Genomic DNA, 20,037 nt, shown 5'->3' with positions numbered 1-20,037 from the left:
TTTAAAATCAGATTAAAGTGTTACTCTTAACCCCAGGCTATAGCTGTGTTTAGACACCGGAACAAATGAACTTCCGACACTCGGGTCCGCATTGTATTCCGGATCAATACCATAATGATTGGCCTTCCATATCAAAAAATTGCCGGCCTGCGCAAAAACACTGGCACGTTGCAGCCTTAAATTTTTCACTATTGACGGTTGCAGCTCGTATGACAAGGAAATATCCCTGAGTTTTATGTAAGAAGCGCTGATCACATTGATGTCAGCATAGTTGTAGTAGTCCATATTTCTGCGGGTAAAGTCAACTGCCGGACTGGAAACGAAGGAAGGCACATTGGTAAATGCTTCATCACCCGCCTTCTGCCAACGGTCAAGAAAATCGGTCCTGAGATTACCGCCGAAGTAGGCACGGTCCGAAAGACGACCGGAGCTTTTAAAGCTCACATTCCTGCGCATCACATGACCAAGGTTGTAGATGAGATTGGCAGACAGGGAGAGCCCCTTATAACTGAAAGTATTGGTAAGTCCTCCACTGAATTTGGGCTGTGTAACGCCCATATATACCAGGTCGTCGCCCGTTGCGATATTGGGATTTTTGGTAACCTTATTATTGGCCAGTTTTATTTGCGGATCGCCTAAACTATCGAGTCCTGCATACTTGTAGGCAAACAGCGAGCTAAGTGAATACCCTGCCAACCTTGCGGAACTCAGTTTGAAAGCTACGGTGTTGTACATCGGCGGATTTGTTCCCCATGACACCAGTTTATTCTTGTTGTAACCGAATACCCATCGGGTAGTCCACCTGAAATTTTTAGTGCGGATGATCTCTGAATTCAACGTGATCTCTATCCCCTTGTTGTTGGCCTTGCCGAGATTACCGGTGATTTGATTGAATCCGGTAAATGGGTTTGCAGGAAGAAAACTGAGCAGGTCAACTGTTGTCTTATTATATCCTTCAATACTACCATTGACGCGATTGTTGAACAGCGCAAAGTCGATTCCCACATTGATCACTTTCACACTTTCCCAGGAGAGTTTTCTATTGGCCGCACTGGCGATGCTCAGACCGTCTCCACCGATACCACCGCTTTGTACCTGTGAATTGGGACTCAATACGTCATATAACGTTGCCGCACCTACGTAAGGCGAATTTCCCAGGATTCCGTAAGTACTTCTCAGCGCGAGCGCATCGATCCATTTGACCCCTGACAGGAATGCCTCCTTATCTATCCTCCATTTGCCACCCATGCTCCATACCGGTTTGTTCTGTGAAGACACATCACTACCGAAAAGGCTGCTCTGGTCTTGTCTCCAGCTCATGTCAAGACTGTACTTCTGATTAAAAGAGTAGCTTCCCAATGCAAAATAGGAGTTAAAACGTGTGATGGTCCTGGCAACCTGGTAGAAACTAGCATTCAGATACCCTGTGCCGGTTACGGTACCCGGTATCCCTTTGGACATGGTAAGGTAGTCCAGCACCGGATAGGTACCCAAATCCCTGTTATATCCATATATGCTGGTATTAGCATTAGAAGCGTATTGCTCCTGCGCCTCCTGTCCTGCCTGCAGGGTAAATGCATCTCTTCCCTGCCGGGGCTTGGCCTCATAAACCATTTGGTTACGTACCGTCCAGTTATGCTGGTCGTTGGTGGCGGTGTTGTAATAACCACCTGTCAGCGGCAGATAATACACCGGCGAGGCAGCAGCGGTAGGCGCTACGGTGAGGCTCAGCAATGTTTTCCGCATATTGAGGCTCTTGTTGTCACCATAATTTTCATAGGTACCGGGAGTTTTCTGATAGCCATAAGCGCCCTCAAACCGGAGACCTTTCCACAGCTTCACGCCTACCCTGGCGTTTACATTCGCGCTCAGATTAGTCCGCTTATAATGCTGGTAATTGATTTCATCCAACGGGTAATAATCCAGGTTAATACGGCTGCGGGTCTGGTAATCCTGCCGAAGCGAGTCGCCATAACCTGTCATATAAGGCATATTGATGCTCTTACCGTTTGCATCCTGCAGCTGCTGATAAGGCAGCACATCATTCGTGATGCTCATAATGCCATTACTGGTACTAACGGCATTGTTCAGGGCAGTGTTCAACGTAAGGGTGACGCGTTTGCCGGCATTGAAATGCTGGGTGAGGTTCAGCCGGTAGCTATTGCTCTCCTCTCCCTTATGGATGCCCTGCATATTCACGTATCCCAGTGAAAGGTAGTAGGAATAAATGCTGGTGCCACCGGAAACGGCTACCGTATGGCTGGTAGTAACGGAGGGGCGATAGAAAAGATTTATCATCTGTGATCTCCCGTCAATGTTAGCCAGGCTATCAAGGCTTTTGTTGGCCTGCGCTTCAGAAATCAGTCCCCGGTACTGGTTGTAGAGGACCATATCGTGAGGCGCTACATAACCAGTGGAAACACTGGCCCATGGATAACGCACCGGATCAAACAACTGCCGGGCCACCTGTATGTACTGCCTGCTGTTAAGCATTGGATCACGTGCCCACTCCGGCTTGCTCTGAACAGTTGCCGAACCGCTATATTCAATGTTCATGCGCTGGTTCCTTTTGCCTTCACGTGTGGTGATAACCACCACGCCATTAGCTGCACGGGCGCCGTAGATGGCAGCCGCCGCCGCATCTTTGAGCACGGTAATGTCTTCGATATCATCCTGGTTCACGGCACTGAAATCGGTGGAGACCATGCCATTGATCACGTACAGTGGCTCCGCATCCAGCATTACGCTGTTAGTTCCCCGGATAAGGCTTTTCCTTGATACAATGCCATTGGCGTTGGCCTTGGCCTTTACATTAAGGAGACCGGCGTTCACCGTGAGCCCTGCCACCTGTCCTTCCAGTCGGCCTATGATATCTGTTACGTCCCGGCTGCCTACCCGGTTCCGGAAGACCTCCATGTCGGGTTTAGCAAAAGAGCCGGTAGCTCTCTCCCTGCTCAGCTGCTGGTAACCGGTATTGTATACAGTTACAGCCGATAACTGTGACAGCTGCTGTTTCAGTGTCACGCTCATCTGTTCCCCCAATCTTACCGGCAACAGGCGCGTTTCATAGTTGATACTCCGGAATATCAATGTATCGCCCTTTTCGGCGGGGCATATAAAAAAGCCCTTCTCATTTGTCGGAAAAACGTGGTGGTTACGCTTTGTCATCACTGTAATGCCGGGCAACGGGTTTCCCTGTTCGTCCGTCACGATACCACTAACACGCGGAAGCTCCTGCTGCACCTGTTCCGGCTCGGGAGCCAGTGAATTTTTCAGCACGGTCTTTTTCCGGATAAATACGGTCTTACCCTGAATCACAAATTCCAGTGGCTGCCCCTCCAGGATCGTGCTTAATGCCTTTTCCAGCGGCACGTCTTTCAGCTGTACCGAAACAGGTTTCATGCCTGTAAGGCTCTCATTGCTATAAAAGAATTTGTACCCTGTTTGCTCCGAGAGAATGGAAAACAGTTGTGCCGGCAACGCTTTTCCTGAATAGCTGACCTTTTGTGCCTGCACCGTTGCGCTAAGCTGCAGTAACAGCACCAGCAGCAATACGCTGCCGGCTTTACTGAATGGTTGGTTTTTGATTGTTGTACGCTCTCTTCTCCGCAATAGTGGGAGGATAGGGACATTGTCACCTTTAATTTGCATACTGTTACATCGTTTGAGTGTAATAAATGAGCAGCGGTTTATGCTGTTTCAAGTTAAACGTAATGACAAGCCGGGGGCAGGACGCCCATTTCTGGCACCCGGTTTTTTCATTTTGTTCACCAACTTGTTTCAGGATTTTCCCTGCTGTTTGATTTTGGTTTGTTTATGGTACTGTCCTATGGCTGTATGACAAGCTTATTTTCATGCTCAAATGTATAATGTAGTTCATTGGAACCTAGCCCCTGCAATACCTGCGAGAGCGTGAGCGACCTTTCTATTTCGCCGCTGAAAGTAGTCCTGGGCATTGCTCCCCGGAATTCGACTTCTATATTGTACCAGCGCGCCAGCTGTCGCATCACCGTTTTAATATCGGCATTCTCAAACCAGAAGAAACCATTTTTCCAGGCCATCACCGCTTTCAGATTGGCCGCTGACACGGTAGTGCTTCCATCAGGCATGACAGCCGCCGCCTTCCCTGGTTGTAACAAAACGCTTCCCTTCTCTGTCTTCACCCTTATGGAACCCGATACCAGCGTGGTACTCAGATAATTTTCCTCCGGATATGCGTTAATATTAAAGGCAGTGCCCAACACCTGTATGGCCGTATGGTTCACCTTTACGACAAATGGCTGATCTACGTTCGCTGCCACCTCAAAGTATACTTCTCCGGTTACTTCCACACTTCTTTCTTTTCCGGTAAACGCCGTTGGGTAGCGGATGGAGCTGGCAGCATTCAGCCATACTTTGGTGCCGTCCGCCAATACGAGGCGGAACTGCGCTTGTCGTGGTGTGCTCAACTGATTATAGCCGGTAGCTGTTTCCGGCCCGTTTACTTCGTACTGTAGGCTGCCATTATGCTGATGCACTGCGGCTGTTCCCTGCCGGATAACCTGGTTGCCCGTGCTATCGAGTGTGATATGGGAACCATCTGCCAGTGTAAGGATGGCCCTATTCCCCCCAGGCTGCACATCGGAGACCTTCGCGATAGTGCTACGGGCGGGTATTTCGCTGTGATGAACAAAGTAGTAGGCACCCGCCGCCAGCAAGCCCGCCAGCATCGCCGCGGCCCATCCCCAGCGACGTATAAAACGCGGCCGCGGGGCAACAGGCACTAACGTCCGTATGATTCCCGATGGCTGTCTGTCTGCCGACAGCACCCATTCCAGCTCCCTCGCAACACGCTCCTGGTCCAGCTTTTCAGCCTGTCCGGCATCCTCGCTCATCCATGGGTCCAATAATGCCTGCCACTCCTGCTCCGCCCCTTCTCCGGCAAAATGAAACAGCTCCTCCTCTTCGGACGCAGAAAGACGGCCAGACTTATATTGTTCCAGTAAATAACTAAAGCGGGATGCATCCATAATTCGAGATTCATAGTTAAAGTGGCGTGGGAAAAACAAACGTACTAATGCACTAAAAAAAATATTTTCAGACCGGCCCCAAGAGGCCATCTATTACATCCGGCTGGAAAACATCCAGTATAACAAGAGCCAGGGCAACGGGTAACCAGCATTCGCCAAATGTTGACGGATCTGCTTCAAGGCCGTTACCAGCGTATTCTTTACGGTACTGACGGAGAGGGACAAGCGCGCTGCAATTTCGGAAGGCTTCAGGCCTTCTTCGCGGCTCAACTGATAGATGCGCCGGCGCTGATCGGGCATTTGCTGAACTGCATCCCGCACCAGCCTCATGATTTCCGCAACAGTGGTGGGTTCTGCCGGTACCGTGGACTGCTCAGCGGTAAAAACATCCTCATATGCCTTATGCTCGCTGCGGAGCATTAGCAGATTTTTGCGCAAAATTGCCCTGCATTGCCGGGTGGCAATACGTAACAGCCATCCTCGCATTTCCCGGATTTCAGTGAGTTCGTCACGTTGCAGCCACACCTGTAGGAATGTTTCCTGCAGCGCTTCGCGTACATCTTCATCATGAAGTGTAAAACGGTGGACCAGCGAAAACAACTGCGGGTAATAGTAAGAGAAAAAGACTCCAAAGGCTTGCTCATCGCCAGACGCTATCTGCTGAAGAAGCGCATTTTCATTATTTAAAAAGTTGTCTGACAAATTTTAATGATTGATGTTCACCGGGGCTAAATTTAAGGCAAAAAAATTGTCGTCCAAATAATTATTCCATTTTCAATGAGGTATCGTTGGTGAGCCAGCCCGCACTGGCAGCCATCAACAAACAGGCAGCAACCCTGGCTAAAAAAATAAAACCTGCGACAAGGTAGCGCAGGTTTTACTTTTTTAGTGCTCTTGGTACAAATTCAGCCTATTAACCTAATAGAGCATGAAAGTCATGATAGTGCTCCCGTTTTTGCTGGTCACTTTCCCATACATATTGCCACTGTCAAAATAATAATCTAAACTAAACTCGTTGTTTTGCAGGAACGTATCCAATAAACTGACGTTATAGGTAGCATAACCAGGCGCCAGTACGATCTTATTGCTCAGCTTGTATAACCCTGTTGCGGGATTAAAATCATAGTCATAACGAAATCTGGTTGCATATATATAACTCCCTTTGAACAGCAGTCCTTCCATAATTACTTTTTTATTTGGGACATCCCATACCAGATTGATCTCGCTCTTGTCGTAAGAAGCCGGATAAGCCAATACCAGTAAGCTTAACTGCTTTAGGATAGTAGTGCCGGCAGGATTTGTGCCCGGTAAATTGGCCAAAAACGGAAGATTTAATCCCATATAACTCAACCCTATCATCTGATTCAGGGGAAGGAGCGCTGTCTGCGAACTCCGGACAGCTATCTTCTCTCCACGCTTTGTCTGGATAAAGAGTTTATCACCCTCCAGCAATATCCTTGTCACGAGCGTGTTTCCCATCTGTATGCCATCTGATAATTCCATGCCGTTGACAGAAAAGGAAAAATTCCCGGAAGAAAGCCTGATCTCATTATTCACCACGCTCATTATCCCCACTCGCCTTGCGCCTGTATTAGGTATAATCTGATAAGTAACGCCACCATAATCAAAAAGGGAGACCTTGTTACTGGCAAAAACAGCTTTAACAGCCTTAATATTGGCCAGATAACCTCCATTCAGATAAGCCTCCTGCTCCTGCCTCGTTGCTTTCACCAACGTCATTTGGGTCCTGAATTTGCGGCCTACAAGGAACATCGAATCGGAGGTAACCCTGACAAACTCAAATTCATTGTCTCCTTTAAATCCCTGGCCCACTACCCCTCCGCTCACACCAGGATTGGGGTCGCTTAACAAATGAATGTAATTATACGTCTCAAAAGAAAGAATCGGCGCATTGACCAATTTAACCCTGTACGCAGAAACCTGCACCGTCGCGCTGCTGGTATCATTGATATCTGACACCATGCAAACCCGGTCCTTCTTTCCCTCAAAATCGAAGTCCATATAAAATCCGAAATTACCTTTCAACTGGGTTGAATTCGTGATTTTCCAACCATATTGGGCCTGTACAAGCATCTGCCTGAATTGTTGTTGCTGTCCGCTCATACGCTCGTCAGGCGTTTGATTAAAAACCAGGTCCACATCTGAGCGGCTACAACCTATAACCAAAGCGGAGATGACAAATAGGAGCTTATATAAATTCTGCATAATCTCATGATTTAATTTGGTTAATCATTATTCAGTTTACTTTCTCACTTTCAACAGTTGGAAGTTGAGATAACTGGTCCTGTCGCCTGCTTTATAAAAACCCCCTGAGTTGAAAAAAGCTTCATCCCGGCGGGAGAGGTCCGGTTTGTTCACCGACCAGTCCGTCCTGAAAGAGGAACCTGTCAGATAGCCGGAGATATTGGTCATGAAGGAGGCCATGAAAAAATTGGCATTGGTATAATTCGGCCCCGTTCCCTGTGCGGCCTTTACAAAATTGATGGAATGGGTAACCGGGTCCTGCGTGTAAGTGAAGTTGTAATCCGCGTAAATGATGGGGCTCGTCCCGGACCGAAAGGGTACGCTCACCACCAACGTTCCGGCAGTGGCATTAGCAGGCGTAAATATATAAGTCAAATCCTGCACTACATACCTGGCGGATGCACTGTACGCGTTCACTGCCGCTTTGAAATTATCTACGGCGTTTTTTACGTCAGGAGAGACATTTGCGGTATTATAGCCCAGGCTCCGGTCAAACAGCCCCTGGTTGAAAAACCAGTATTCAAAAGTCTGGGAATTTTTATCATTAAAATCGTTATACATGGAAAAGGCAACTTCCCTTTGCAGTTTCCTGAAATCAACCCCGAACTGATCTCTGAAATAATTCACCACAGCGCTTTCCTTTTTCTTCAGAATATCATATCCTGATTTGGGCACCTTTCCGGCTTTGTTATCATACCATAGTTGTCCATTTGCCAATAAAAACCCGGCCGTCTCCGCGAAATCCTCCATCACATTGGCCCTCGCATACCGGGAAACAAAACCCAGAGAGTCGTTATCCTTGTCCGGATAAAGTGTGGCATTGCGCCAGGACTCTGTATAATCTGCCCTGGAAATATTCTCAAATTCGAGTGGTAATCGCTGAATCTGTGACAGGGTATGCGTGAATTCATGATGTATGGTCTTCAGCCTTGGACGCACCGCCTCGGGATCAGCACTATTTATTGCATTCACCTCATAGAGGGTAATATTCCTGCCACCACCGGAGGTAGCCAGCACACGCGACCCATCAGACTGGATAGAATAAGATCCAAATAAAACCCATTCTTTGGGAGCAAATCTTTTGATGAAGGTCCTGCCTCCCGCAATCTCATAGGGCATCAAATACCCATTCAAAACCATCCTCATTTGCTCTTTTACCTTGTCTTCCCCGGCCGGCACCAGGTTTTGGTCAACGGCGCCTTTATACCGGTCAAAACGATACACTACCTCTATATTATAAGGGTCCGTGAATGCCGTCGTTAACCAGTTATCGAGTTCGGTGGGCATATAATCCAATTCCCTGTTGAATTCGAAATCAACTTTCTCTTCTTTCCTGCAACCAGTTACAGCCACCATTAACAGGAAGGAAAACGTGATGCAAAATATTTTCATAACTGAATTTTAAATTTGTTCTATCTGGGGTTTTTAGTTAATCCGGAAAGCATCGCACTTTCCGGCAATTGAAAGACACGGCGCAGATCATTTTTCTTCAACACATCGTAGGTTGTATCCCATTTATTATCCAAATACCGGTGTGAAATTTCTATGCTGTACCGATTGATGTCAAACCAACGGATCCCCTCATGCGCAAAAGCTTTTTGTTTAAAATCCAATACCGCTTTCAGCAAACCGACCTTGATATCCGTGGTATTATAGAAGCTTAAGACCTTCGCCTCGGTAATTCCATGCAACGAAGTATTGTATCCCTCAATCCTCACTTCCGCAAAGTCGTTCAGGTCCTTTAACGCCGATGTGTAATCGCCGGTACTAGCATAGGCCTCCGCTCTGTTCATCAGCGCCTCATCTGCTGAAAACAGGCACTGAACAGTATAATAGGTCCAGTCAGTTGCAAATGTGCTTGCTCTATAGGAAAAAGTCGGGTATTTCCCCAGTGAAAGTTTATCGGGAATTCCCCCAATCCGGGTATAATATTGGTAAAATTGTTTCCCGGCAACGGTATTTCCGCTGATCATCTGCTCGGTGGACAATCCGGCTCCGTAACGGCCGCCGGCAGCGATACTATTGAAATTGGAATAGACATTTGCCAGTAAAAGATTGAAATTTTGCTGGCTACCTGTAAATAATGCCGGGGAATTACTACCTGCCGCCTTCAGTGCCCCGGCTATAGGCCGGATATTCTGTTTAAAATTATTTTCCGGAAAAATAGCACTGGCATATTTGATGACCTTATCATACTCTCCCTTAAAAAGATAAAACCTTGCAGCAAAAGCATTGGCAGCCTGCTCATTGAAATGAAACCTGGGTGATTTATAGCTGATCCCTTTAATCAGGCGCATACCTTCGAGCAAGTCTTTTTCAATATGCTCATACACGGAAGCCACGGTACCACGCTCGTAGTTTTTAAAGGCTATTTTTTCAGGATCGGTAAGATACGGTATCCCCGGAGATGAGTTGTCACCGTTGATCTGATATGTTTTCGAAAACAAAGAGACCAGCATATGGTGCGCATAAGCGCGTGCTAACAACGCTTCTCCTTTGTATTGCTGCCCTGTTGTACCAAAATTATTTTCCTCCACAGCTTCAATGGCATGATTGGCAGCTGCGATAGCCCTGTACATATCCAGCCAGTACGCATTAGGAGAATAGCTATCTGACACCTGTGTCACTTCTTTCCAAAAATAGCTGTCACGGGCAATATCATTTAGGGAGAAATCACCAGGTCCTTTATCTGCACTATTGTCTGAGGCTAATTCCGCAAACAGGAAATAATCAGATGTTGGATAGGCCGTCACCAGTAACTGGGCTACTTTTTCAGGGGTGTTCAATTCGGTACGCATATCCGGATTGACTTCAAAGTATTTTTCACAGCTTCCCAGCAGCAATGAAAGCAGTGATAAACGGACAATATTGTATATATTTTTCTTCTTCATTTTATTCAATGCTTTTTAATTAGAAACCAGCTTTCAGAGAGAAAGTAAATTGCCTGGGCACCGGTAAGGCCACGCCCCCGCTTCCAAAAAATTCAGGGTCAGCTCCATTCAGCTTCTTATCTGCATAGAGCAGCCATACATTGTTGCCCACCAGGGCCAAATCAATGTTCTTCAATCTTAGCCTGTTCGCATAGGACTTGGGCAGACTATAGCCCAGCGTCACATTCTTCAGGCGGATGAAATCACCTTTGGCCACGCGCTCGTCTGAGGAGTTATAGGCGCTATAAGCATACATGGGGTTACTGGGCATATCCACCTGGGCCACCAAAGGATCTACAATTGTTGGAATGGTCGTGCGTTTTTCATCCCCGGGCACCATCCACCTGTTTAACCATTCTTTAGACATCCCGATATCGTCGCTCAACTCAGACGTGAATACCGGCGCAAGTCGCACGTAGTTGCCCATACTGAAAGTAAACAGGAAGGAAAGAGACAGGTTTTTATAGGCTAACTGATTATAGAAGCCTCCTGTCAGGGTGGGATCTACCGGTCCATGATATTTCAGGTACTCTACATTCGTGCTTTGAAAATCTACCTTCATGGCGTTTCGCTCGCCGGATTGGGAAATGAAGGTCGGATAACCAAAATCGGGGTTCAGTCCATCGAACTGTACAGAAAACAATCCTCTTTGTGCATAGCCTTCCAGTGGCCCCCCCTCTGCACGCACCAGATTCGCCAGGGTTGGGTTAATCACCAATTTGGTGATCTTATTTTTGTTGTGGGCGAAATTGAAAGAACTGCGCCACCTGAAGTCTTTTGTTTGAACAGGATTTCCCGCGATAGTCAGCTCAAACCCTTTACCAGACATCGTTGCATAATTGGCGATTTTCTGCACCTGGCCACCGATGCCGGATGTGACAACAGGCCCGATCAAATCAAAAATGTCCCGTTTATACAGGTCCAGTGTAATGTTGACTTTATTATGGAAGAAGGCCAGATCTGCACCCACATTTGCTTCATATAATTTCTCCCAGGTCAGGTCAGCATTCTCCAGCGCTGAAATTTTGACCAGCTGTTCTTTATCTGTCTCTATCGGCCGGTACGTTATCCCATTATTATAAAGCACCGACTTATTCCGGGCATTGCCCAGGTTCGCGACCAGCCCATAGGTGCCTCTTACCCTGGCACCGGAGAGGAATTTTCCCTGCTGGTTAAAGAACTTCTCCTGGTCAATATCCCAGGCAGCGGAAACATTCCATGTAGGCAGCCACCCGAGGCTTTTCCCTTTGGCTTTGGTTTTACCCAGCATATTGGACCGGTCGAACCTGGTCGTAAAATTGAAGCTGTACTTGTCGGCATAGGCATATGCGCCACGGGCCATCATAGCGGCGAACCGGTCTTTCGTGTATCCCATACCGTAATATGGCAGGTTTTGATATTGCGCATCCTGGAAGTACCTGAAATCAGGATGTACCAAACCAGAGCTGGTATACTGATAACCGATACCGTCAAAATTGTCGTACTGCCTGTCGGTAGAACGGACCTCCATGGACCCGAAAATATTCAACCGGTGTTTTGCGCTGAACTGTGCATCGTACTCCAGATTATGACGGAAATAATAACTTACCAGATTATCATTGTTGACATTATAAAAACCTCCGTCGGGCAAAACCACGACTGGCAGTGAGCCTGGCACATTGGGATCTTTAAACAGGAAAGGGTTATTTTCCATGATGTAAGGATCGTTATTATGTGCTTTATACGCTCCTACCATATTTGAGTTTTCCTTTACATAGTGCTTTCTGAAGGTAGTAGCGTAACGATAGGACCCGTCAGCAGAATAGGTAAGGCGTGGGATAATTTTATACCTGAAGCCGGCCTGCACTTTCAATTCATTCAGGCCAAGCTCGATATAATTATTCTGCAGCTCATTTAATATATTGAAGGGTGCGAAATTCCTTCTGAAGTATTCCAGGTTGCCATCAGTATCATAGGGCGTCATCAACCGACTGGTATTCATCGCGTACGAAAATGGGTTGATATCAAAATCCCTGGTAAAACCGCCTGTAGCCGGGTTACTACCCCTGGTGAGCGTCCCGGGCGTACGTTGGTCTCTGATGGAGCCATTAAACAACAGTTCACCGCTGAACCGGTCACTTAATTTGAAGTTGGTCCTCAGGTTCGCCGTATATCTTTTTACCTTGTCGCCCACCGTTTGCCCCCCATCGCTCATAAAACTGGTAGATGCATAGGTCTGTGATTTTGCGTTCCCGGAAGAATAGCTCAATGAGTGTTCCTGAAGCAGGGAGTTTCTGAACAAGATATCGAACCAGTCGGTATTGGCATCTGCATAACGTTTCAGGAACTTTTGCCTCGAAGCGGGATCATTTCTTAAAGCATACGAATCTGTTACCGGATCATAGTCATACATCAGATCATACATCTTATTAAAAATGCCTCCGTCCTTCGAATTCTTCGACGCACTATGCCCAAAAGAGCCCTTACGCTCCATTTCCAGCAAAACCGCCATCTGCTCCGCGGAATTCATGATGTTAAATTGCTCATACCTTGGCTTCAGGTAAGTGCTGAGGGTAGAGCTATAATTTATCTGCGGCGCTCCGTTTGTCTGTCTGCCTTTTTTGGTGGTAACGACAATTACGCCGTTCATGGCACGCGCGCCGTACATGGCGGTAGCGGCCGCATCTTTGAGGATATTGAAAGATTCGATGTCATCGGGATTCAACCCCGCTACAGACGACCCTATCAGGGTGTTGGGGTCTCCTGTAGACAAAGCCTCATTGGAGATATTCACGATATCTTCCAGGATGATCCCATCTATTACCCAAAGTGGCTTATTGTCGCCGGATATCGAGGTCGCGCCTCTCACCCTGATCTTCGGAGCTGCTCCAAATGTGCCGGAAACGTTCTGGATAGACACCCCTGCCACCTGGCCTTCCAGCATGCGTGATACATCCGGGACGCCTGCACGCGCTACATCTTTTGCGTCCACTTTGGTGGCAGCCCCGGTAAACAGCTTACGATTTATATTCTGGTAGCCGGTCACCACCACCCCGTCCAACTTCGTTTCCATTTCCTGCAACACGACATTCAGCACCGTATTAGCGGCACTGGTCTTTATTTCCCTGGACTCAAATCCTATCATGGAACAAACCAGCGTGGTATTAGGCTGCCTGCTTTTTAATACAAAGCGCCCGTCTTTGTCGCTGCTGGTACCAGCAGTGGTACCTTTCACAACGATGGACACACCATACAGGGGAGCTCCGGCTGCATCCACAACCCGCCCTCTGATATCTATCAGCGTATCAGCGGAAAGATCCGGTCTTTCATAAAATGGAGGTGGGTAGGACACCGGTTTGGGAGAAACCAGGATACTCTGTCCATCTATTGAATACTGAAAAGGCTGTTCTTTGAAAACCTCGTCAAGAAAGGTTTTCAGCGGAACAGCCGACGCGTAGATCGTCACCGGCTTCGACGCTTTCAATACAGGACCACTATATAAAAAAACGAAACTGGTCTGTCGTTCAACAGCAGAGAAAACAGATTTCAATGAAGCCTTTTCGGCTGAGAAGGAAATGCTCTGTGAATTGCCAGCAGCATAAATATTAAGAAAACCGACAGTTAATAAAACAATCGTTAGCCTCATTACTAACAGGATTTTGGTGACATGGCGGTTTCCTGCACGGGCAAACCACCTACAATAAGCAACTTTTTGCATACTTTTGCATTGTTTGGTTGACGAAAAATTGTCCCGGTCGGACTGTTTTTATGGCACTCAGACGCCGGGCCAGGGATGTAGCAGCATCACTGGCCTTTTGTTTAGGCTATATTTTTATTTTGCTTAAATTACGGTTGTTCACATCCGCGATGCGTTGTAGGCAGGCATCGGCCCCGTTGTTGTTCTGGTGTTTACAGTATTATCAAAGTTTTGTTTTCCATCCGGAATCGCACCCCGGACTCCCGCAGGAATTCCAACACACTGGATAGATTTACGTTGCGGTACATCTTGCCGTCTATGGTAATACCGGAATCCTTTCCTTCATAACGAACCCTGATATCATACCATCTTTCCAGTTGCCTCATCACCGTTTGGATATCCGCATTGTTAAAACTAAACAAGCCATTTTTCCAGGCCAGTGTTTGAGAGAGATCAACATCCGATAATACCGCTATGCGGGCCTGAGTGTCTGTTACCGGTGTTTTCGCGGCAACGATAGCCTGCTGGCCGGGCTTGAGCAACACCTTATCTGGTCCGGCAATATCGGTGGCGCCTACACGAACGCTTCCCTCAGCAACGGTCGTTTTGATCGTTCCCTCGTTAGCGTAGGCATTGATATTAAAGCTGGTCCCCAATACTTCCACCGTTGATTTCCCATCCACATCCACCAAAAATGGCCTGGCGTTATCTTTGCGCACTTCCAGATAAACCTCGCCGGTAATTTTCACCCGCCTTCTTTCACCATCAAAGGCCGACGGGAAACTAATACTGGATGCCGCATTCAGCCAGGCTTTTGAGCCGTCCGGCAATACTAACTGATACTGACCTCCGTTCGGAGTGGCGAGCGTCAGCCTTTTACCGGCAACGGAAAGTTTTTCTCCGTCGGTATAGGCAATCGTTTCACCCACGGCAATGCCGTTTTTGTCAGGCGCCAGATCTATTTGCCTGTCGTCCAGGGTCAGCACTGCCTTATCGGCTCCCGGTAAAATATTACCGTCACTACTTTCATTGACCGAAGCCATGCCGGAGCCGGTACGCTGCCGGTGCCCCGACACAATAATAGCGGTCGCAATACCTGCAACCAATATTACGGCAGCTGCATAGCGCACCCACCGGCGATGCAGGAAACGCACACCCCGCGCTATGGGTTGAGCTTTATCTGCCTGCAATCCGGCATGCAGCAACAGCTGTGCCCTGACATGATGGATGTCTTCATCAGAAAATACCATGGGGGAACGATGGGCCACTTCCGCTGTAAGCGCCATTATGTCCTCCTGAAGCAACATTTCTTTGTACTCCTGTGGCGCGCTTTCGATAAAAGCACACAATTCCTCCACCTCATCGGGCGTAACTTCATTCCTGATAAATCGGGAAAGCAAGTCTTTATAATAAGTTCCTGATTTGTACATAAACTGATATAAGACTAGGGGAAACAGAAAAAAGACTATGCCGGGCCGTCTTTTTTAAAAAAATTTTTGAAAAAGCCACACGAGAACAGGAGTAAGCTTACTGTGTTGCCTCAGATAATCACGCAAAAAAGAAAGCGTGTTGGTCATATGGTTCCTTACCGTATTGGGGGAAATATTTAGCGCCCGGGCTACTTCATCGTAACTTTTCTTTTCATTCTTGCACATTTCATATATGCGGCGGCGTTGCGGTGTGAGGGAGCTCAACGCTTGTTTCAGCAGATGCATATAAGGGGTATCGCCCTCCTGAACCAGGGCTTCCGGCTCCATTGCCGGCTCATAATAGTTAACCAGTTGTTCCCGCAGATGGCGGTTTTGGGCTATTTCTTTCTGCATGTCATAAGCCCGGTTATGACAAACACGGAACAGATAACTGCGAAAACTCTTTTCCACTGCTATTTTTCCCCGCGCCTCCCAGATCTTAATAAAAACATCCTGTACCAGGTCCTTTGCCAGTTCAGGTATCTTCACAAGGACAATCGCATAATTGAAAATTTCCCGGCAATAGCGCTCATATATCTCGGCAAACGCCTGTGGATCATTATCCTTCAGCAGCAGGAGCAGTTTCGTATCTGGATATGTGGAATACCTGTTAATGGCAAGTTGGTTTATCGTAAAATTATGAATTTAAGATTCCATTACTTAAAAATTTTCACTGCCGGAATTTGAAACTTATCAACGATTTTCAGTAATGACCATATCAGCCAAAGATAACAAAACCATCTAAACTTACATAGCGGACCACCTGCCTGACGCGATTACTCGTGGTTCCTATAGTTGGTACGGGAGCATGTACGCTCCCGTACCAGGCTTAATTTTTTAGTGACACGACATAAATCTCCATTTAATATTCTTATAGGCAACTTTTAGCCCCTGCTTATTTTCTATCACTACCTGTCCCTTCCATCCTGCATGCTTGTCCATTTTCGCTGACAGCCGGTATTGCATATATTTTCCATGCTGGTAGTCATATGATTGCCCGTCATCATCGTACAGCAGTGAAGTGCTTTCAGCCTCTCCATAATGGCGGATTTCCAGGGAAAGTTGCTCGTCTGGCGCCGGTGTGTGCAATACCGGTGGTATCATCGGGATAATACCGCCGTCTTTTACATACAATGGTATTTTGTCCAGGCCAGGCGTAGCTACTATTATATCGCCGTTTCCAACATATTCGCCGGTGTAGAAGTCATACCATTTGCCTGGTGGCAGTATCACTTTTCTGTTGGTTTGTCCTGTAAACATAGGTGCTACCAGCAGATCATCCCCCAGCATAAACTGATCTTTTACATCTTCCCGCAGGGCCATCTGATAGGGATTCTCTGTTCCGTCCAGGGTTGTTTTCTGAGACGAATGCTGGTAGGAGAAACCTTCTACCAGGTTCATCGCTCTCACCGGTGGCTTGCCTTCCAGGTAATACTGAGAGAAAACGGTATAGAGATAGGGGAATAATTGCATTCTGAGCAATGCCACATCTTTTACCTGTTTCTCCACTTCCGGAAAACTCCAGGGTTTGGTGCCATCAGCCCAGGCATTAAGCATGGCCATGGGTGAAAAGCAGGCGGACTGCATACGCCTCAGCCATTCCTCCGCCGTTTTTGAGGCCCTTACTTCCGGCGTCCAGAGTACACCTATAAAGCTGCTGTTACACAATGCCGTGATAAAATCACGATGGTTGTAATAGTCATTATAGATAACATAAGGAAAGGAGGAGGCACCTGCATTGGACGCACGCACCAATCCATAGGTACGTATGCCTTTCTCCCGGAACCATTCAGTGGTGAGGCGCTGCATCATTACGCCATATACCTGTCGCATTTGTTCGGCAGTTGTTCCGGACGGGAAAGAGGCTACGTCCGGCCACAACCAACTGTCTACGCCATCCACTTCATCAATTTTATATCCGGAGACACCGATGTCCAGGTGCTGTTTTTTGAAGAGATCTCTGTATAACTGCTGCGCAGCTGGCAGGGTCAGGTCCGGCACCAGTCCATTCCACACCGTGTGCGACCCTGACAATGGTTTGGCTTCGTTATATCGTGATGAAGCCGGGGACAGGTAAGGATTCAGCCATAAATTCAAACGGATACCTTTCGCCTGCATTTCCTTTACGAAACCGGCAGGATCGGGAAACCTGCTTTTATCCCATTCAAAAGTGCAGGGATACGCTTTTGTTTGCCATCCGGGCTCGAGTCCGATAAAGTCCAGTGGAAAGCCATGCTGACTGAAGGCTGAGGCTTCTGCCTTCACCTGTTCTGCTGTAGATAAGGTAGGCATACGATGCGTAAAGCCAAGGCCCCATTTGGGAGGAAGGACACCGCCGCCGTTGAACAGGTTATACCGTTGTACCACCTCCATTGTATTTTTACCGGCAAAAACATATATCTCCGTGCCCGTTGTTGGCACCAGCATTTCCACCGCATCGGAGTAAGGCTGAGCGCTCCAGTCGGGATCAGTGTTCCGGTCGTATGCCTTTGGAGGATGCTGACTGTTTACCCGCACGCCGGTGCCGGCATATACGGTAATATAACGGGCGCTGTTGATCAGCACGCCGTAACCGCTGCTGGAAATATAGAAAGGAACAGGTGCATGTGAGCGGCCATCATCGCGGCCCTCATAGTGGTCCATATGCAGGTTCAGTATCTGCCCCCGGCGGTTGACCGTTTTAAATTGCAGGCCGAGGCCATACAACTGTTCACTCTCCTGCAACGGGAAACGCAGATACACCTTTCCTTCCTTTATTTCGGCGTTACAATCCGCCTGTGGGAGCGGAAATGATAAGTCACCCAGTTTCTGCAATGCTTCTCTCCGGGGACTGCCGCCCGCGGTAGTAAGTAAATCCACCTTATCGGGTTGCCCTACGGTGGTTTTCCAGACGCCCGGCGCCACCTGCTCCCACTTTAAGGGTACAGGCTGCGCCCGCATAAGCAGTCCGGATAATATACAGATCAGCAAAAAACACCATCTCATTTTCATAAAATTATTGCAGGGGATCAAAAGCACCTCCATCCCATCCGTTTGTTTGTTTAAGATTACCATTCAACTCCAGGTGCTTGGTGTTGATAGGATAAAAATAATAGTTTGGCTTAAAGTCTATTTTGAATACCTTATCCACGGCCACCAGTGAATCCCTGAAGTATTGCTCGTAGTGCAGGTCGAGATTAACCGTGTCCTGTATTTTACTGAATTCATTTTGCGGTATCAACAACGTAATGACAAGGCCATGCCTTACCTTACCATTCAGTTCCTGCTCAAATAATTTCCATCTTCTCAGGTCCCAATAACGTTTTCCTTCATAGGCAAACTCAATTTTTCTTTCCAGCCTGACAGCATCCCGCATCGCCTCTATAGTCATACCGGCTTTCATTCCGTACAGGTTATCGCCGCCGGCATCTATCCCGGCACGCTTCCGGATAAGCTTAAGTATGTCGTAGGCTTCACCGGTTTTACCTGTTTCGTTGGCACACTCCGCCAGGTTCATCAACACTTCTGCAAAACGTATTTCCACCCAGTCGGTACTGCTGTTGTAGGTGAAAAATTTGGAGTAACTGACATCTACCGCCTTTTTACAATAAAAACCGGTTTCTGTCAGGAACTGCGTTTCTGCGCCAACGTAGTTCCATTGCCTTCTTCCTGCTTTTCCGCTTAGCTCCCAGGGGCATCCGTTATAGGCGATGGTGGCGGCAAAACGGGGATCTCTGTTTCTCCAGTAGTGCACGGCATCATAACCAGCTGCCGGATCTGTGACAGGCCGTCCGTCTTTCATAGGAAAAGCATTGACCATTTCCAGCGTGGGGTGATTGGCCCCTGTGCCGTTTTGTGCTTCACTCAGCGGGCGGGTGGCCGCGTTCCAGTCATTCACTTTATCAGGGTAGGAATAGCGGTTTACCCAAACCACCTCTTTATTCATTTCATCAAACCAGATATTGGCAAACTTATCATACAGCCCTGCTCCCACGCCTTCGAGCACCTCTCTGGCTGCTTTATTCGCGTCATAGGCCTTTTGCCATCTTGCCTGATCATTGGAAGGGTTAAATTGCGGACTTGCATAATACAACAATATTCTTCCTTTTAATGCAAGCGCGGCCCCCTTGGTGATCCTGCCCAGGTCATTACCTGTCCATGAGGGCGGTAACAGCCTGGCTGCGTTGTCGAGGTCGGCCACCATCTGGTCAATGCATGCTGATGTTTTACTTCTCGATACTTCCAGATTGTCTGTGATCTGCTGAGGTTCCAGGACCAGTGGCACACCGCCATATAGTCTCACCATTTCAAAATAACGCCATGCCCTGAAAAATAACGCCTGTCCTTTTAACACGTCCTTCGTTGCAGCAGGCAGGGTACCCCCGTCGATATTTTTCAGGAGGATGTTAATGTTCCTGATATTACTAAAAGACCATAGATCGAAGGAATTAATTGTGAGCTGGCCGTACATCACGGCATCTCCTCCTGATGCTTCATCGGAGGTACCGGCATCGGAAGTATTCCAACCCGGAAGGTTATCTTCATACAACTTATTGACATAAGACGTTGCCAGCTTATCATCTTTCCAGATATCAGACTCGTTAACAGCGCTCAGGTCTTTTTTATCCAGCACCTTACTGCACGCTGTAAAGCAAGCCAGTAACACCAGGGCATATATAGTAGTATATCCAAATTTCATAACTATTTTC

Annotated in this window: 11 protein-coding genes; all 11 read right to left on the bottom strand. The window is 47.6% G+C overall.

Features of this window, described 5'->3' with window-relative positions; translation table 11 throughout:
• Nucleotides 1-12 precede the first annotated feature (12 nt).
• The 11 genes from ICL55_RS01895 to ICL55_RS01845 all read right to left on the bottom strand — a co-directional run bounded on the left by ICL55_RS01895 (nt 13) and on the right by ICL55_RS01845 (nt 20,027).
• Nucleotides 13-3,651 carry a SusC/RagA family TonB-linked outer membrane protein gene (locus ICL55_RS01895; protein ID WP_188094349.1) on the bottom strand — a complete coding sequence of 1,213 codons (3,639 nt, stop codon included), beginning with the start codon at nt 3,649-3,651 and terminating at the stop codon, nt 13-15.
• A gap of 176 nt (nt 3,652-3,827) precedes the next feature.
• Nucleotides 3,828-5,009: a FecR family protein gene (locus ICL55_RS01890; RefSeq protein ID WP_188094348.1), complete on the bottom strand. Its 1,182-nt coding sequence runs from the start codon at nt 5,007-5,009 to the stop codon at nt 3,828-3,830.
• Between the two features lie 93 nt (nt 5,010-5,102).
• Nucleotides 5,103-5,711: an RNA polymerase sigma factor gene (locus ICL55_RS01885; RefSeq protein ID WP_188094347.1), complete on the bottom strand. Its 609-nt coding sequence runs from the start codon at nt 5,709-5,711 to the stop codon at nt 5,103-5,105.
• A gap of 216 nt (nt 5,712-5,927) precedes the next feature.
• Complete coding sequence (locus tag ICL55_RS01880; protein ID WP_188094346.1) at nt 5,928-7,235, bottom strand: DUF4302 domain-containing protein; 1,308 nt, start codon at nt 7,233-7,235, stop codon at nt 5,928-5,930.
• Between the two features lie 36 nt (nt 7,236-7,271).
• Nucleotides 7,272-8,666, bottom strand: coding sequence for a substrate import-associated zinc metallohydrolase lipoprotein (locus ICL55_RS01875; RefSeq protein ID WP_188094345.1), 1,395 nt, complete (start codon nt 8,664-8,666; stop codon nt 7,272-7,274).
• Between the two features lie 20 nt (nt 8,667-8,686).
• On the bottom strand, nt 8,687-10,165 hold the full coding sequence (locus ICL55_RS01870; RefSeq protein ID WP_188094344.1) for a RagB/SusD family nutrient uptake outer membrane protein: 1,479 nt from the start codon (nt 10,163-10,165) through the stop codon (nt 8,687-8,689).
• 19 nt (nt 10,166-10,184) lie between these two features.
• Entirely contained in the window at nt 10,185-13,667 is a 3,483-nt protein-coding gene (locus ICL55_RS01865; protein WP_188094343.1) for a SusC/RagA family TonB-linked outer membrane protein, read from the bottom strand.
• A gap of 425 nt (nt 13,668-14,092) precedes the next feature.
• On the bottom strand, nt 14,093-15,310 hold the full coding sequence (locus tag ICL55_RS01860) for a FecR family protein (RefSeq protein ID WP_188094342.1): 1,218 nt from the start codon (nt 15,308-15,310) through the stop codon (nt 14,093-14,095).
• A gap of 54 nt (nt 15,311-15,364) precedes the next feature.
• Nucleotides 15,365-15,919: an RNA polymerase sigma factor gene (locus tag ICL55_RS01855; RefSeq protein ID WP_246496178.1), complete on the bottom strand. Its 555-nt coding sequence runs from the start codon at nt 15,917-15,919 to the stop codon at nt 15,365-15,367.
• Between the two features lie 267 nt (nt 15,920-16,186).
• Nucleotides 16,187-18,334 carry a glycoside hydrolase family 31 protein gene (locus tag ICL55_RS01850; protein ID WP_223151263.1) on the bottom strand — a complete coding sequence of 716 codons (2,148 nt, stop codon included), beginning with the start codon at nt 18,332-18,334 and terminating at the stop codon, nt 16,187-16,189.
• Between the two features lie 10 nt (nt 18,335-18,344).
• Nucleotides 18,345-20,027 carry a RagB/SusD family nutrient uptake outer membrane protein gene (locus ICL55_RS01845; protein WP_188094340.1) on the bottom strand — a complete coding sequence of 561 codons (1,683 nt, stop codon included), beginning with the start codon at nt 20,025-20,027 and terminating at the stop codon, nt 18,345-18,347.
• Between the last annotated feature and the right edge of the window lie 10 nt (nt 20,028-20,037).

Origin of the sequence: Chitinophaga varians, assembly GCF_014529945.1 — a bacterium.
GTDB lineage: Bacteria > Bacteroidota > Bacteroidia > Chitinophagales > Chitinophagaceae > Chitinophaga > Chitinophaga varians.
The sequence above is the reverse complement of the archived record's forward strand: the minus strand, read 5'-3'. Positions and strand labels throughout refer to the sequence as shown.

What these genes read in the sequence shown, in the direction of transcription:
- ICL55_RS01895 (WP_188094349.1), bottom strand. Translation starts at nt 3,651, where the DNA reads ATGCAAATTAAAGGTGACAATGTCCCTATCCTCCCACTATTGCGGAGA.
- ICL55_RS01890 (WP_188094348.1), bottom strand. Translation starts at nt 5,009, where the DNA reads ATGGATGCATCCCGCTTTAGTTATTTACTGGAACAATATAAGTCTGGC.
- ICL55_RS01880 (WP_188094346.1), bottom strand. Translation starts at nt 7,235, where the DNA reads ATGCAGAATTTATATAAGCTCCTATTTGTCATCTCCGCTTTGGTTATA.
- ICL55_RS01875 (WP_188094345.1), bottom strand. Translation starts at nt 8,666, where the DNA reads ATGAAAATATTTTGCATCACGTTTTCCTTCCTGTTAATGGTGGCTGTA.
- ICL55_RS01870 (WP_188094344.1), bottom strand. Translation starts at nt 10,165, where the DNA reads ATGAAGAAGAAAAATATATACAATATTGTCCGTTTATCACTGCTTTCA.
- ICL55_RS01860 (WP_188094342.1), bottom strand. Translation starts at nt 15,310, where the DNA reads ATGTACAAATCAGGAACTTATTATAAAGACTTGCTTTCCCGATTTATC.
- ICL55_RS01850 (WP_223151263.1), bottom strand. Translation starts at nt 18,334, where the DNA reads ATGAGATGGTGTTTTTTGCTGATCTGTATATTATCCGGACTGCTTATG.
- ICL55_RS01845 (WP_188094340.1), bottom strand. Translation starts at nt 20,027, where the DNA reads ATGAAATTTGGATATACTACTATATATGCCCTGGTGTTACTGGCTTGC.